Consider the following 15,350-nt stretch of genomic DNA (forward strand, 5'->3'; position numbering starts at 1 on the left):
TGGCCGTGAACCGATCAGACGGTGGCGAGCTGGCGTTCCTGGCCACGGACGCTGACCGTGAAAGTGTTGGGGCCGCTGCACTGGACCGCAATGCGGCATTTGGTGGTGTTCGCCTTGACCGAGAGGTCGTGCACAATGCTCTCCAGGGTGTGCTCAATCGCAGACCGGTCCCAGATTTTCAGCGTGATGGAGTCAGTGTTTTCAAACGTCATTGTCAGTACTTTCGCTCATGCAGTTAACGGCTCCGCGTCGTCCTTGAGGGGGCCGCATCCTCGTCGGTGAGGATTGCTGATCTTGGTAGTGCGGGAACGGGGTCCCGATCTCATGCTTCATGGTCGCCGCCGGCATTTGCAACAGAAATGGCGAAAGTGTGAGCGATTACACGCCCGCGCCGGCCTTAGTTGCTGACGGCGGCGTAAAGGTTCAGGGACGCCGAAAACACCAGCCACGAGACGTTCGGCAGCATCAAGACGCCGGCGGTTTGGCTGATGGGTCCGAAGCGCAGGACTGTCAGGACCGCTGTGAGGAAGAGGGCGGCGAGGACGGCCAGGGCCAGCCAGAGCGCCGCGGTTCCCAGCACGGGATACAGGCCGAAGAACGTCATGGGCCAGAGCAGGTTCAGGGCCAGCTGGAGCCCGTAGAGCGTGAGTGCGCGGCGGCGCGGGAGGCGCCGCTGCCGCCACACCAGCCAGGCCGCCACGGCCATTGCCGCGTACAGGACCAGCCAGACCGACGTGAACATCAGCCCGGGAGGCGTCCAAGGGGCTTTGTCCGCCAGGGCGTACCAGCCGCCGGCAGCCGTTCGGATCGGGAGGGACCCCACGAACGACACGGTCCAGGAAAGCGCGAGGAAGCCGACCAGGGCGGCGAACTGCCGCCATGCTGATGGCCCGCCCGGGACGGCCGGATCCGGGGCGTGGGAAGGGATAGTGGCAGGCACTGACCCACTGTGCGCAACGGCGGGTACCCGCGTCAAACCCGGAGGCATGGGAGGTCTCCGTCAGGGTCTCTTCGAGATGGCATTTCGCGGCAATAGTGACCGGCGGAACCGCCGTTATATGCCATCTCGCGGACCGCATTTAAGCCTTGACACCCCTACGCCACGGGCGTATCGTACAACCAAATGGTTGTAGATCAGCTCAGAGACGCGGACGTTGACCGCCTGTTCCAGGCCCTCGCGGACACCACCCGCCGGGACATTGTCCGGCGCGTGACGGTGGCGGAATACTCCGTCTCCGGCCTCGCCGCGCTCTACGCCATGAGTTTCGCCGCCGTCCAAAAGCACGTGGCGGTATTGGAGCGCGCTTTTCTGGTCACCAAAGAGAAGCGCGGAAGGGAGCAGATCGTGCGGGGTAATCACGAAGGTCTGGAGAAGGCCCGCCTGCTGCTCGATGAGTACGAGGCGATCTGGCGGCAGCGGGCCGGGCGGATCGCGGACATTCTGGCTGAAGGATAGGAAGGTTTTGCAATGCCTGTTATCAGTTCCACCAAGAATCTCGAGGCACTCAGCCTCACCCTCGTTGCCGAGTTCGATGCCGCCGTCGAACGCGTCTGGCAGATCTGGGAAGACCCCCGGCAGCTCGAGCGCTGGTGGGGTCCGCCCAACTATCCGGCCACGTTTGACCGGTTCGACTTCCAGCCCGGCGGGAAGGCCGACTATTACATGACCACGCCCGAAGGCGAGAAGCCCCGAGGCTGGTGGAAATTCAGAACCATCGAGGCGCCGCGCAAGCTCGAATTTGATGACGGTTTCGCTGACGAAACCGGTGCGCCAGTGGATGCCATGGGCAGTGCCCACGCCGCTGTTGACCTCGAGGATCTCGGTGGCCGCACCCGGATGACCATCATGTCCACGTTCGACTCCGAAGAGCAGATGGAAGAAATGGTCAAGATGGGCATGGAGGAAGGCATGAAGGAGGCCGCCGGCCAGATCGACGCATTGCTCGCGGAGCACGTCCGCGCCTGAGTAACGCTGACGCTTTCACGCAAAGGCTAGCGCGAAAGGACACTTGAGGCCCCAGGATCCGGGGCCTCAAGTGTCCTTTCGCGCGACGTGGTGGCCGCTCCTACGGAGGCGGCGTTGTCGGTTAGTGTGTCAGGTCCTTGCCCTTGGTCTCCGGGATTGTGAACACAAACGCGATGCTGATGGCCAGCAGGACCACCGCGTACACGTTGAAAAGGTTGCCCTGTCCGATGGACCCGAGCCAGGCCTGCAGGTACGGTGCGGTACCCCCGAAGACTGCGACGCAGATGGAATACGGGACGCCCACGCCGACCGTGCGGATCTTGGTGGGAAACAGTTCGGCGTATACGGCCGGGACGATCGCTGCGCTGCCGGCGATGAAAAACAGCATGACGGACATCGTGACCGCGAGCTGCCACGGGGAGTCCTTCAACAGCCAGGTCATGGGGAAGTGGAACAGCGCGGCGCCGGCAGCGCTCATGATCATAACGGGCTTGCGGCCGATACGGTCCGAGAGTTTGCCCCAGAACGGCAGCGCGGCGATGAACAGCACGTTGGCGATCACGCTGGCCCAGAGGGCCTCGCCACGGTCCATCTTGAGGACCGACGCGGCATAGCTGGGAGTCACGACGCCCCAGATGTAGTAGGTCACAGTCAGGCCGACTGTCAGGCCAATCACCTGCAGGGCCTGCTTGCGGTGCCGGTAGATCTGTGGCCACATTGGCTCGTGCTTTTCCTTGGGCGATTCTGCCTCGAACGCCGCCGTTTCCTTCATCCGGGCCCGCATGAACAGGGCGTAGAGGCCCATGGCGCCGCCGATAAGGAATGGCACCCGCCAGCCCCAGGCGTTCATGTCAGCCGTGCTCAAGACGTTGGACAGGATGGCCCCGAGCATGGTTCCGGCCAGGATGCCGACCGTGCCGGACGTATAAATGAGCGTTGCCCAGAAGCCGCGCTGTTCCTTGGGCGCCATTTCCGAGAGGTAGGTCTGCGACGACGGCAGCTCGCCGCCGTGGGCTAGGCCCTGGATAAGCCGGGCCAGCAGCAGCAGGACCGAGGCGAAGGCCCCCACGGCTTCGAAAGTGGGGGCGACGCCGATGATCAGGCTGCCCAGGGCGGCGAGGCCCACCGCGAACGTCATGGACGTCTTGCGGCCGATCCGGTCACCGATCCAACCGAACACGAAGCCGCCGAACGGACGGGCGACAAAGCCGACGGCGAAGATCGCCAGGGTGGCGAGGAAGGCCGACGTCGGATCCGCCTTGCTGAACAGTGCGCTCGCGATGAACGGCGAGAACGTGGCATAGATGGCCCAGTCGTACCATTCAACGGCGTTGCCGATGCCGGTGCCAACGAGGGTGCGCAGGTGGGACTTGTGAACCTGGACGTCGGCTGGGACGCCTGCAGTGGTGGTCATCGTGTGCTCCATGAAGTGGGGGAAGTTTAGTTGGCCGAGGCCAGGGCCGCGATGCGGGAGACGGCCAGCTCTGCGTAGAGAGCGGTTCCGTCGGACAGCACCCCGTCGTCAAAGGCTGCGTACGGGGAGTGGTTGAAGGAGGTTTCGGTGTGGTCGGCGCCGGGGGCGACGGCGCTGAGCCCGATAAACGTCCCGGGTACTTCCGCCAGCACCCTCGAAAAATCCTCAGAGCCACTGAGCGGGGTGGCCCAGCGGGTGAGCCTGGAGGTTCCAAAGAGGTCTTCGATGGTCTTCTCCGCCGTGCGTGTCTCGTCGTCGTCGTTGACGGTGAGGGGGTACTCGTGACGGTAATCGACGTCCACCTCGAGGCCGTGGGCAGCGGCGATGCCCTTCAGCAGCGTGGGAGCGGCGATCATCATCCGTTCCCTGGCGGCGTCCGAGAAGGTCCGGATGGTGGCTTCAATGCGCGCCGTTTCGGGAATGATGTTGCGTTTTGTGCCGGCCTGGAGGACGCCCACGGTCAGGACCACTGGATCGAACATGTTGAACTGGCGCGTGATCATGACTTGCAGGGCAGTCACCATTTCTGCGGCCGCCGTGACCGGGTCCTTGGCCGCGTGCGGAGCCGAGCCGTGGCCGCCGGCGCCAAGAACCGTGACAGTCAGGGCATCCGATGCGCTGAGCATCACCCCTGGCTTGGTGCAGAACCGGCCGTGCGGCTCCAAGGCGGAAAAGACGTGCATCCCATAGGCGGCATCCACCCGGCGCCCGGCCGCCTCCAGCACGCCCTCGCGGATCATGTGGCTTGCTCCGTCAAAGCCTTCCTCGCCCGGCTGGAACATCAGCACAACGTCGCCGGCCAGCTGGTCCCGGCGCTCCGCCAAAAGGGTGGCTGCTCCGGCGAGCATGGCGGTGTGGAGGTCGTGGCCGCAGGCGTGCATGGCGCCGTCGATCTTCGATGAGAACTGGGCACCGGTCCGCTCCTGGACAGGCAGGCCGTCCATGTCGGCACGCAGGAGGACCGCTGGTTTGGTTGCCGATGCGTGCGGTGCCGAGCCGCGCAAGACCGCGGTGACAGACGTCGTGCTCTTGCCCAGGGTGATTTCGAACGGCAGGCCGTCGAGCGCCTTGAGGACTTTTTCCTGGGTCCGGGGGAGGTCCAGTCCGATTTCCGGCTCCTGATGCAGCTCGTGGCGGAACCGGGCGATCTCGCCCTGCAGTTCCTTGGCGTCGGTGGTGATCGACATCTGCTCTCCTAATTTCTGAACGTTTGGTCAGTGACCCGCTTCCATTGTGAAGTGATGCGGTTCACAAGCTGCGAAATAGCTGGAAAAAATCAAAAGTATGATGGAAATGGCAGGATTCATTCACTGAAGCGTGGGGGGGTGGCGAGGTGGTGCTCAGCGAGGAAGACCTGGCCCTGATCAACGCGCTGCAGATTGCACCGAGGATCAGCTGGTCCGATGCGGCCACCGTGCTGGGAGTGCACGCCACCACGCTGGCCGCACGCTGGGACAGGCTGAAGTTGTCAGGGGCGGCCTGGACGACGGCCCACCTGATCGGCGATCCCAAGCAGATGTGCCTGGCATTGGTGGACGTGGACTGCGAAATGCGGCTGCGGGACGAGGTGACCGCGGCGCTCGCCGCCATCCCGGAAGTGGTCACGGTGGAGGAAGCTGCAAGCAACCGGGACCTCATGCTGACAGTCATAGCGCCCACCTTGGCCCGGTTCACGGAGGAGGTGCTTCCGCGGTTCAAGGAGATCCCCGGACTGCTGAAGTACCGGACCTCGTTGTGTACCCGCCTGCACTCCGGTGGCTATACGTGGCGGCTCAACATTCTGGACAAGGCGAAGCAAAAGGCGCTGTATGCCTTAGCCGGCCCCGAGGCGGCCGGTTCGGCGGCCCCGATGACCGGAGCTCCACTGCCGCCCAGCCACCTGGATCTGATCCCGTTCCTTGCGCGGGACGGGCGCGCGGGCGCCGCGGACATCGCCCGGAGCCTGGGCAGGAGCCCGGCGACAGTCCAGCGGCAGCTTAACAGGGTGCTGGCCAGCGGGCTGCTGTCCTTCCGTTGTGAAATTGCCCAGAAGCTCTCCGGCTATCCGGTGAGCTGCCAGTGGTTCGCCAACGTGCCGGCGGGCCAGCACGAGGCTGCTGCCGCCGAACTCCGCAGCCTCCGCACGGTCCGGCTCAGCGCGTCCACTACGGGGAGCACAAATTTTGTCATCCTCATGTGGCTGCATTCGCTGGCCGATGTGATGAACGCCGAATTGGCCCTCCAGCAACGCATCCCGCAGATCGAGCTCGTGGAGAGCGTCGTGATCCTGAACACCGCCAAGCGGGTGGGCTGGATGCTGAACCCGGATTCGACGGCAAGCGGCGCGGTGGTGGTCTCGGGCACGGAGCTGCCGTCTTTGGGGCTCCAATGAGCCGTGGTGCCCGCCGCCGGTGTCCGCTCCGTTGAAACCTGCGGTCCACGTCTGAATACTGGAAGTCTGAAGGGTTGGGACGGTCAAGGAGGCGGTGAAGGGGTTATGGGCGGCGGGGACAGTGCCTTCAAGCGCCGGCTGGAACGGGCTGCGGAAGTGCGCTCCTACCGGGGCGCCGGCATCAGTGCCGAGGAAGAGGCCGAACTCGAGGCGGCCGAGGTCAAGGAACGGGACAAACGCCAGAAGGTCGACGATGCGCGGCGGGCGGAGTACCTGATCCGGGACGCCATGGCACAGGGCAGATTCGACAACCTCAAATACGCCGGCAAGCCCATCCCCGGGCTGGGCGAGGCCTACGATCCTGACTGGTGGGTCAAGGGCCTGATCCAGCGCGAAAACATCAGCGGGCTGGGCCCCAAAGCCATTCTGCTCCGCACCGAAGACGCCGAACTGGACGGCCGGCTTGATGCGCAGTTCACCGAAAAACAGGTCCGGGACATCCTCGCCGACTTCAATGCCCGGGTGATCGACGCCCGCCGCCAGCTCCAGGGCGGCCCGCCCGTCGTCACCAAAACGCGGGACGTCGACGCCGAGGTGGCGCGCTGGCACGAACGCCGCGCCGCCCGCGCACAGGACGCCCTACCTGAACCGGAGCCGCAGCGCTCCTGGTGGCAGCGGCTCTGGCGCGGCACCACTTAGCTGAGCGGGCGAGGGGAACGCGCGATATAGGCAACGGACGACGGCGGCGCCTCCCGCCGTCGTCGGCTGTCAGGGTCGTCGGCTCCTAGCGTCTTCCGCCCGGGAAGCCGTTCTGAGGCGGAATGCCCGGAACCTCGGGCATGGGCGGCGGGACGGGCGCGGGCTCAGGAGCGGGGGCAGGAGGTGGCTCGGGTGCGGGCTCCGGCGCGGGAGCGGGTGCTGGTGCGGGCGCCGGGGCGGGTGCAGGCCTCGGCGCGGCCGGGGCCGGGGTCGGTTTCGGCGGAGCAATCATGGATGCCGGCGGGGCCGGGAACGGATTTGCCGGGTAGAGCGGGGCGGCCTGGAGCATGTAGTTGACCCACTGCGGCCCGGCGATCATGAAGCCGTCAAGGCGGGGGTAGAACTGGCCGTTGATAGTGACGTTCTGGCCGGGGCGGTTCTGACCCTCCAATGCGTCGCCAAAGAAAGACGCTGTAGCCAGCCCCGACGTATAGCCCACCACCCAGGTGGAGCCGTTGTTGTTGGACGTGCCGGTCTTGGCGGCAACGGGCATCAGGGTGTGGATTTTGGGGTTGATCCACACGCCGGAGCCGACCTTCAGCACGTCCTGGAGCACTGCGTTGACGCCTCGGGCAACCTCAGGTTTGACGGCGTCGCGGCACTCGCTGGTCTGGCCCGGGAGTTTCCCGCCTGACATGTCCGTCACCTCAAGCACGGCAATGGGGGCGCAGTACCGGCCGTCGTTCGCGAAGGTGGCGAAGGCGTTGGCCAGATGGACCGGGGCGACGCCGATGGCGCCGAGGAGATTGCCCAGCTGATGCATGTTGATCTGCGCGCCATCGAGTCCGCTGTGGAGCCCCACGCTGTCCACCATCTTCTGGATGCCGCAGAAATCGAGCTGGGTGGCCGAGGCGAAGGTGGCCGTGTTGATCGAGTTGTACAGCCCGTAGTTCACGGGCATGGGGCGGTAGTAGCCCTGATCGGCATTCTGCAGGTCATCGGCGGCGCCCAGCTCAGGGTTGTTCTGGGCCGTGCTGTAGGCGCCCAGCACCTTTCCGCAGCTGGAACGCCACGGGAAGCCCAGCGGATACACCCGGCGGGAGGCGTCCACCACGCCGGTCAGCGGCTTGCCCTCGTTTAGCCACTCTGCGAACGTGAAGGGCTTCATGGTGGAGCCTGGCTGGAAGCCGCCCGCCCCGTTGAGGTCGTTGCCTTGCGGATCGCGGGAGTCCACGTTGAAGTTCAGTTGGGTATCGAACCTGCCCTCGGCCGGCAGGAACGCTGTGTTCTGCGCCATGGCCAGAATTTTCCCGGTGCCCGGCTGCACCGTCACGAGGGAGGCGCCCCAACGGTCGGGATTCGCCCCGGCGGTGGCGTCCACCTGCGTCTGGGCCGCCACCTGGAGCCGGCCGTCCAGCGTGGTGACGATGGTGAGCCCGCCCCGGTACAGCTTCCGCTCGCGCTCGATCAGGGTGGTGCCGTAGGCCGGGTTGTTCAGGATCAGATGCGAAATGTAGTCGCAGAAGTACGGCGCCATCTGGGCGTGGGCGCAGCCCTGCTTCCCCGGACTGAGTTTGAGTTCGATGGGCGTGGCCGCGGCGGCGTCGTGGTCCGCCTGGGTGATCTTGCCCGTGGCCAGCATCTCGGAAAGTACCTGGTTCCGGCGGCCTGTGGCCTGCTCCGGATTGACGGCGGGGTTGTAGTAGCTGGGGCTGTTGACCAGCCCGGCCAGCAGGGCCGCCTGCGGCAGGTTGAGATCGGCGGCCGTGGTGCTGAAGAAATACCGGGCCGCAGCCTCGATTCCGTACGCCTCGCGGTTGAAGAACACGATGTTCAGGTAGCCCTCGAGGATCTGGTCCTTGCTGAACTTTTTCTCCAGCGCGATGGCCAGCTTCATCTCCCGGAGCTTGTCCCCGATGCTCTTCTGGCCGCTGAGGATCACCTCGTCGGTTTTGTCCTGGGACACGAAGGACTCGTTGATCACGTTGGTGACGTACTGCTGGGTAATGGTGGAGGCGCCCTGCCTGCCCTCATTCGTCAGGTTGAAGATCGCAGCCCGGACGATCCCCTGCGGGTCGATGCCCGGGTGCTCGTAAAAGCGGCTGTCCTCGATGGCCACGATGGCATCCCGGACCAAAGGCGATATCCGGTCCAGGGGGATCCTGATCCTGTTCTCGGTAAAGAACGTGGCGATCGGCTGGCCGTCGGAGGTGAGGACTTTGGTGGATTGCGACGGCGGCGCGACGATCAGTTCCGAGGGCAGATTTTCAAAGTAGCTGATGGAGGTGCTGACTCCGTAGCCGACAGTCGCAACAGCGGGGACCACCAGGCTTGCGGCCAGTACGCCGCACATGGCGCTCGCAGCAAAGAATCCGATGACCCTTCCCAGGGTGGCGGCCAACCGATGCCTGCGTTTCTTTTGCTGCGCCATTGTTCAGCCCCAAGCTCGCGACGTGTGAACAGGATACGCCGCTGCACCTGCAGCATCCAGATGCTGGACCAACTGATGCCAAGCCGGTATTTTCCGTCCCTAAGTCCGTTCCGGGTCTTGTCACGGCGATACATACCGATATATCGTTAAGTGTCGGTGAGTAGTTGACCGATAACCATTCAACAAGGGCCAAAAAGCATTCAAAAGACAAGAGAAGGGACGATGCCACCATGAAAGGCATTCACGACGACAAGTTTTTGGAACCGCCGTTCGGGCGGGGACAGTTTGGGCGGGGACGGTTTGAGCGCGGCATGGGCCGCCGCGGACCGCACGGGCACCGCGGGGGAGGGTTTGGCCCGGGCTTTGGCCCACGGGGCGGATTTGGTCCCGGTTTTGGACCGGGCGGAGGATTCGGTCCCGGCTTTGGGCCCGGTCCCCGGCGGGCAAGCAGGGGGGACGTCCGGTGGGCCATCCTGTCACTGCTGGCCGAGGCCCCGTCCAACGGTTATGGCCTGATCAAGACCATCGCGGAGAAAACATCTGGCGCATGGCGGCCCAGCCCCGGATCGATCTACCCCACACTCCAGCAGTTGGTGGACGAGGACCTCATTGCGCCCCTCAGCGAGGGCCGGCGGACCGACTTCACCCTCACCGACGCCGGCAAGGCCTACGTGGCCGAGCACGCGGAGGAACTGGAGAACGCATGGAACAGCGATGCGGAAGGATCCGGACCCGCCTTCCACCAGAGTGTGGGCAAGCTGATGGGGGTCATTCATCAGTTCCGCACGGCCGCTACGGAAGAACAGCGCAATGCTGCGGTGGAAAAGCTCGACGAAACCCGCCGCGCGCTCTACCGGATCCTGGCCGACTGAGCGCTTTTGAACACTGTGGCCTCAGGCGAACGTGTCTTCCTTGGCGGGAGCGGCAGCAGGTGCCGGGACGCCGCGGCCCAGCGGGTTGAAGTGGCTACCCAGCCCGCCGAAGGCGTAGGCGGTCTCGGCATGCTCGGAGAGATCCACCCCTGCCATCTCGGCCTCATGGCTCACCCGGAACCCGATGGTCCTGTTGATGGCCCGGCCGATCACCAGGGTTACACCGCCGGAGAGAACTACGGTGACCACTACCGCCACGGCCTGCGCCGTCAGTTGCTGGAGACCGCCGCCGTAGAAGAGGCCCCCGCCCTGGCCGTCCACGGGGAGAGCGACGAAGCCCAGGGCGAGTGTGCCGATGAGCCCGGCGCCGAGGTGCACTCCCACCACGTCCAGGGAGTCGTCCAGCCCGAACCGGTACTTCAGGTCAACAAACACGCAGCATGCTGCACCGGCCACCAGGCCCAGGCCGATGGCGGCCACTGGGCTGATGTTGGCGCAGGACGGTGTGATGGCCACCAGGCCGGCGACAACACCGGAGGCTGCGCCCAGGGACGTGGGATGGCCGTGGCGGATCTTCTCAGCCAGCAGCCAGCTGAGCATGGCCGCGGCCGGGGTGACCAGGGTGTTGATCCAGATCAGGCCGGCCTGCTCCGCGGTGGTGGCGGCGCCGCCGTTGAACCCGAACCAGCCGAACCACAGGATGGCCGCACCCAGCATGATGAAGGGGACATTGTGCGGGCGGTGGTTGGGATCCTTGGCGAAGCCGTGGCGCTGGCCAACCACCAGGGCCAGGACCAGGGCGGCCGTACCGGAGCTGATTTCCACCACTGCACCGCCGGCGAAGTCGATGACCTGGCCGAAGGTCTCGGTGATGGCTCCGCCGGCGCTCATGAGCCCGCCGCCCCAGATCATGTAGGCCAAGGGGCAATAAACCAGCGTGATCCACAGCGGCACGAACACTGCCCAGGCGCTGAACTTGGCGCGGTCCGCGATGGCCCCGCTGATAAGGGCCACCGTGATGATGGCGAAGGTGGCGCTGAAGCCGGCCTTGATGAGGTCAGGGGAGCCCATGAGGTTCTGCAGCCCGAAGTTGGCGAAAGGGTCGCCGAAAATGCCCAGGATTCCCTCGCCGGTGGTCATCGAGTATCCCCACAGGACCCACACAACCCCTACGATGCCGGCGGAGATGAAGCTCATCATGATCATGTTCAGCGCTGCCTTGGCGCGCGTCATGCCGCCATAGAAGAGGCCAAGTCCGGGTGTCATCAGCAGCACCATTGCCGCCGCGATCATCATCCAGACGTGTTGCGCAGTGATCTCCACCGGTGGGTCCCTTTCATTGATCCTGAATACGGGGACTCTTCCTACGTGGCCCGCGCAATCCCCTGATCAATATTTGTCGCCGCGTGTTTCCGTTTGCGCTTCGCCAGGTTGCGGATACGTTACGGCCCGGCGGCTTACGTGAAGATCGCATGACGGTGATGTTTCCGGCGTGTAAACGGGACCTGTTGAACGGCGCCGGGATGGGAAGCCCTGAGACTCCGATGCCAGCGACGGCGGGGGCCGGTCCGCGCACGTGGTGAGAAGCCGCCGTCGGACGCTGAAAGGGCAACGTTTCCTGAAAGTGAACGGCGGCTCACCGCCGTGGCGGCCAGCCCTCGCGGGGAGAATCCGCGGTGCTGGCCCCGCGGGGTCAGAAGGTCCGGGCGTTGGCCAGGACGGGCAGTTGGCCGCGGACCTCGGCAATGACGGCCGGGTCAATGTCGACGACGGCGAGTTCCGGTTCGCCGCCGAGGGCCACCAAGGCAGCGCCCAGGGGAGAGATGACGGCACTGTGGCCGACGCCGGTGGGAGCCTTGCCGGCGGAGCCGATGCCGACGCTTGCCGGGTCGCCCTGTCCGCAGGCCACCACGAAAGTGGTGCTGTCCAGCGCGCGGGCCCGGACCAGGAGGTCCCACTGCTCTGCCTTGCCCTCGCCGGCGCCCCATGAGGCGCAGACAATGTTGACCTGGGCGCCGGCCTTGGCGTTGGCCGTAAACAGTGCCGGGAAGCGCACGTCGTAGCAGGTGGCCAGGCCGAAGGTGGTGCCGTTCACCTCGAAGGTCACGGGGGCTGTTCCGGCGTCCACGGTATCGGACTCGGCGAATCCGAACGCATCAAAGAGGTGGATCTTGTCGTAGGAGGTCTCGACGCCGGGGCCGGTGACCAGCAGGGTATTCCGCACGCGGCCGCCGTCGCCCGGGGTGAACATGCCCGCCACCACCGTGATGTCCAGCTCTTGGGCAATGCTGCGGACGGCGGCAGCCCACGGCCCGTCCAGCGGCTCGGCAATGTCCTTCAGGCTGTTGCCGAAGGCGCGCATGGCGGCTTCCGGGAACACCACGAGCTCCGCTCCGGCGGCTTTGGCCCGCGTGGCGTAGTCTCTGATGAGCTCCAGGTTGGCGGCCAGATCGGCTCCGGTGATGATTTGGGCCACTGCTAAACGCATGAAATTACTCCAGTCTGTTGTATACATAATGTATGCGAAAAAGTTCGGCGACGGCGGCTTCCGGCCGCGAGAAGGCGTACGCGTACCTGCGCGAAAACATCCTGGTTGACCCGGCGGTGCAGGGGAAGTTCCTGAATGAGCAGGAGCTGGCCGCCGAGATCGGCGTCTCGCGAACTCCGGTCCGGGAGGCGCTCCTGCTGCTCGTCTCCGACGGCCTGGTGGAACTGATTCCGCAGCGCGGGGCCTATGTTCCGCCGGTGACGGGCCGTGAAATGTCGGAACTGATGGAACTCCGGGGTGTGCTGGAAAGCCATGCCGCCCGCCTGGTCATCGAACAGAACCGCGTTCCTGCGAAAACGATGCAGGACACCCTGGACCAGCAGGCCCAGCTTCCCGGGCTGCTGAATGCGGAGGCTGCGCAGGAGTTCATCCGGCTGGACACCCTCTTCCATCAGCTTCTGATCGACGCCGCCGGCAATGAGCTAATCTCCCGAACGTACAGCAAGCTCCATGTCCGGCAGATCCTGGTGGGCGTCTCGGCCTTGTTCCGCACCGGAGACCGGCGCGGACAGGTGTGCGCCGAACACCAGGACATCCTCGATGCCCTGATGTCCGGCGACGCCGCGAAGGCGCAGGAGGCCATTGACCATCACCTGGCTATCACCCGGGATATCCTGCTCCGCACCTGAGGGAGTTTTTGTCCACATAACGCGAGATGAGAGTCGTTTTGGGTGCATTATGTGGACAAAAACTCCGGTCTTGGGAGTGGGAATCGTCAGTGGCCTTTGCCGTGGGCCGCCTGCTGGCGCTCCAGCGCGGATCCTTCCAGCAGCAGGCGGTAGTCCTCATCCTCCACAGTGTTGGAGTCGCGGCCCATGGCCAGGCCCACGGCGGTGACGCCTGCAGCGACTGCCACGTAAATAGCCACCGGAATCCAGGTGCCGAACTGGGCCAGGAGCAGCGTGAACATCAGGGGTGCGATGGCGCCGCCGATCACGCCGGCGAAGGTGTAGGCCAGGGAGCTGCCGGTGGAGCGGAGCCGGGGTGAGAACTGTTCCACGATGAAGGCGGCCTGCGGGCCGTACATAAACGAGTGCGCCATCAGGCCGAGCACAATGCCGATGATGAGCATCGGTTGGTTGTCGGCACCCAGGACGCCGAAGAAGACGAACGTCCACACCGCGCCCACCACTGCTGCGGTGCCGTAGACCTTACGGCGGTTGAACCGGTCGGATACGGCGCCGGCCAGCGGGATCATAAAGAGCTGGAATGCTGAGCCGATCAGGACTGCCGTCAGCACCTGGCTGCGGTCGTAGCCGAGGGCCTGGATGCCGTAGGTGAGCGTGAAAACGGTGAACAGGGCGTAGAGCACGTCCGGGCCCACCCGGCACAGTGTGGCGGCGATGAGGGGCCGGAGTTCCTTGCTGAAGACCTCGCGGACAGGGGCGCTGGGCTGTTCGCCGTGGGCCTCGATGGCCTTGAAGATGGGGGTGTCTTCCAGCTTCAGGCGGATCCAGAGACCGAAACCGACCAGCACGGCCGAGACCAGGAACGCGATGCGCCAGCCGAAACCGATGAACTGTTCTTCGGTCAGTGCGAGGGTCAGGACGGCAAGGGCGCCATTGGCCATCAGGTTGCCGGCGGGCGGGCCCACCTGGGCTGCAGACGCCCAGAACCCGCGGCGGTGGGGGTCGCCGTATTCGCTGGAGAGCAGCACGGCGCCGCCCCATTCGCCGCCGACTCCCACGCCCTGGGCGAACCGCAGCAGCACCAGGATGATCGGCGCGCTGATGCCGATGCTGTCGTAACCGGGGAGCACGCCGATCAGGACGGTGGCCACGCCGATGATCATGAGGGTGGACACCAGCACCTTCTTGCGTCCGATCCGGTCACCCAGGCGGCCGAAGATGATGCCACCAACAGGCCGGGACACGTAGCCCACCGCATACGTGGAGAAGGCCAGGATGGTGCCCGTCAGGGGATCGGATGACGGGAAGAAGACGAGGGGAAATACGACGGCGGCCGCGGCCGAGTAGACGGCGAAGTCATACCACTCGAGGGCGGTGCCGGTGAGGCTGGCAGCGAAGGCCTTGTACAGGCCCTTGGGGTGAATCGGCTTGTCCGGACGCGGCGCTGCGCCGGAAGCCGGAACTGGGACGTTAGCCATGGGTGTTGACCTCCACGAGATGTTTACGGGTGACGCCTGTCACGCTGGCGTTAAATGTATACATTACGCATACTGGATGTACATTGGCCACCGTTTCCGGTTTCCAGTTTGTAAATTTCTCCAGCAGGACACGCAAAGGATGGACAGAACATGACGACTCTGAGCTTCGAACTTCCCGACGGCAGCACCCGGACAGTCCAGGTCAAGCACCTCCTGAACGCCGGTTATGCCGGGCGGGAGCAGGAGGAAGTGCAGGCCCACATTGCCGAGCTGGCAGAACTGGGCGTTCCGGGCCCCGCCACCACCCCGGCGCTCTACCCGGTCTCGCCGTACCTGGCGCAGCAGGTTTCCGAAGTCCGCGTGCAGCATGCCCGGACCTCCGGGGAAGCCGAATGGGCGCTGGTCATCACGGACGACGGCGTGCTGCTGACGGTCGCGTGCGACCACACCGACCGCGAGCTTGAGGTCCATGGAGTGGCCTGGAGCAAAAATGCCAGCCCCGACGTCCTGGGCCGCAAGGCGTGGCGGCTGGACGACGTGCGCGACCACCTGGACCAGATCACGCTGAAGGGCTGGGTGGGGCAGGGGGAAACTCCGGACACGCTGATCCAGGACAGCTCGCTGGAAGCCCTGCTGACCCCGGACTACTGGCTGGAGGTGCTGACCGAGCGCGGCCTGAATGAGCCGGGGACGGTCCTCATTTCCGGCACGGTGGCCATGACCAGCGGGGTAAACCAGTTCGCCCGCAGCTGGAAAGTGGAGATGACAGACCCCGTGACAGGATCCACCGTGGATGCCCAGTACGTGGTGGAGCAGATGGCCGAGCCCATCGGCTGATTCCGCCGGGCGGGGGCACTCGGGAGGTCGCAACTCCCGGTAGCA

The 15,350-nt window shown here is 65.2% G+C and carries 15 protein-coding genes; 7 read left to right on the plus strand and 8 right to left on the minus strand.

Annotation, left to right across the window (positions count from 1 at the left end):
* Positions 1-14: 14 nt before the first annotated feature.
* Positions 15-212: a hypothetical protein gene (locus tag MUN23_RS12365; protein ID WP_058931239.1), complete on the minus strand. Its 198-nt coding sequence runs from the start codon at positions 210-212 to the stop codon at positions 15-17.
* Positions 213-397: 185 nt separating this feature from the next.
* Positions 398-940: a TspO/MBR family protein gene (locus MUN23_RS12370; protein ID WP_248758579.1), complete on the minus strand. Its 543-nt coding sequence runs from the start codon at positions 938-940 to the stop codon at positions 398-400.
* Positions 941-1,123: 183 nt separating this feature from the next.
* Between MUN23_RS12370 and MUN23_RS12375 the strand changes: the two genes are divergently transcribed.
* The gene (locus MUN23_RS12375; RefSeq protein WP_248758580.1) at positions 1,124-1,456 is read left to right on the plus strand and encodes a helix-turn-helix domain-containing protein; all 333 of its coding nucleotides are present in this window, start codon (positions 1,124-1,126) and stop codon (positions 1,454-1,456) included.
* A 12-nt stretch (positions 1,457-1,468) separates the two neighbouring features.
* The gene (locus MUN23_RS12380; protein WP_248758581.1) at positions 1,469-1,966 is read left to right on the plus strand and encodes an SRPBCC domain-containing protein; all 498 of its coding nucleotides are present in this window, start codon (positions 1,469-1,471) and stop codon (positions 1,964-1,966) included.
* Between the two features lie 121 nt (positions 1,967-2,087).
* Here the strand turns inward: MUN23_RS12380 and MUN23_RS12385 are convergent, their stop codons facing one another.
* Both MUN23_RS12385 and MUN23_RS12390 read right to left on the minus strand, forming a co-directional pair.
* Entirely contained in the window at positions 2,088-3,380 is a 1,293-nt protein-coding gene (locus MUN23_RS12385; protein ID WP_248758582.1) for an MFS transporter, read from the minus strand.
* 26 nt (positions 3,381-3,406) lie between these two features.
* Positions 3,407-4,627 carry a M20 family metallopeptidase gene (locus MUN23_RS12390; RefSeq protein WP_248758583.1) on the minus strand — a complete coding sequence of 407 codons (1,221 nt, stop codon included), beginning with the start codon at positions 4,625-4,627 and terminating at the stop codon, positions 3,407-3,409.
* A 146-nt stretch (positions 4,628-4,773) separates the two neighbouring features.
* On the opposite strand from MUN23_RS12390, the gene MUN23_RS12395 reads away from it, so the two are divergent.
* Both MUN23_RS12395 and MUN23_RS12400 read left to right on the plus strand, forming a co-directional pair.
* A complete protein-coding gene (locus MUN23_RS12395; protein WP_248758584.1) occupies positions 4,774-5,811 on the plus strand; it encodes an Lrp/AsnC family transcriptional regulator in 1,038 nt (345 codons plus the stop codon).
* 105 nt (positions 5,812-5,916) lie between these two features.
* Positions 5,917-6,510 (plus strand): DUF1992 domain-containing protein, encoded by a 594-nt coding sequence (locus MUN23_RS12400; RefSeq protein ID WP_248758585.1) that lies wholly within the window; start codon positions 5,917-5,919, stop codon positions 6,508-6,510.
* Positions 6,511-6,595: 85 nt separating this feature from the next.
* On the opposite strand, the gene MUN23_RS12405 is transcribed toward MUN23_RS12400, so the two are convergent.
* Entirely contained in the window at positions 6,596-8,941 is a 2,346-nt protein-coding gene (locus tag MUN23_RS12405; RefSeq protein ID WP_248758587.1) for a transglycosylase domain-containing protein, read from the minus strand.
* A 230-nt stretch (positions 8,942-9,171) separates the two neighbouring features.
* On the opposite strand from MUN23_RS12405, the gene MUN23_RS12410 reads away from it, so the two are divergent.
* Positions 9,172-9,813: a PadR family transcriptional regulator gene (locus MUN23_RS12410; protein WP_248758588.1), complete on the plus strand. Its 642-nt coding sequence runs from the start codon at positions 9,172-9,174 to the stop codon at positions 9,811-9,813.
* Positions 9,814-9,834: 21 nt separating this feature from the next.
* Here the strand turns inward: MUN23_RS12410 and MUN23_RS12415 are convergent, their stop codons facing one another.
* A complete protein-coding gene (locus tag MUN23_RS12415) occupies positions 9,835-11,136 on the minus strand; it encodes an ammonium transporter (protein ID WP_248758589.1) in 1,302 nt (433 codons plus the stop codon).
* Between the two features lie 370 nt (positions 11,137-11,506).
* Positions 11,507-12,301, minus strand: coding sequence for a carbon-nitrogen hydrolase family protein (locus MUN23_RS12420; protein WP_248758593.1), 795 nt, complete (start codon positions 12,299-12,301; stop codon positions 11,507-11,509).
* Between the two features lie 32 nt (positions 12,302-12,333).
* On the opposite strand from MUN23_RS12420, the gene MUN23_RS12425 reads away from it, so the two are divergent.
* Positions 12,334-12,990: a GntR family transcriptional regulator gene (locus MUN23_RS12425; protein ID WP_248758594.1), complete on the plus strand. Its 657-nt coding sequence runs from the start codon at positions 12,334-12,336 to the stop codon at positions 12,988-12,990.
* Positions 12,991-13,076: 86 nt separating this feature from the next.
* Here MUN23_RS12425 and MUN23_RS12430 read toward each other — a convergent pair whose 3' ends face one another.
* Positions 13,077-14,468, minus strand: a complete 1,392-nt coding sequence (locus MUN23_RS12430; protein ID WP_248758596.1) for an MFS transporter — start codon at positions 14,466-14,468, stop codon at positions 13,077-13,079.
* Between the two features lie 150 nt (positions 14,469-14,618).
* Here MUN23_RS12430 and MUN23_RS12435 point away from each other — a divergent pair, with 150 nt between their 5' ends.
* The gene (locus MUN23_RS12435; RefSeq protein WP_248758597.1) at positions 14,619-15,305 is read left to right on the plus strand and encodes a DUF2848 domain-containing protein; all 687 of its coding nucleotides are present in this window, start codon (positions 14,619-14,621) and stop codon (positions 15,303-15,305) included.
* Positions 15,306-15,350 lie beyond the last annotated feature (45 nt).

This window comes from Pseudarthrobacter sp. SSS035, from assembly GCF_023273875.1.
GTDB lineage: Bacteria > Actinomycetota > Actinomycetes > Actinomycetales > Micrococcaceae > Arthrobacter.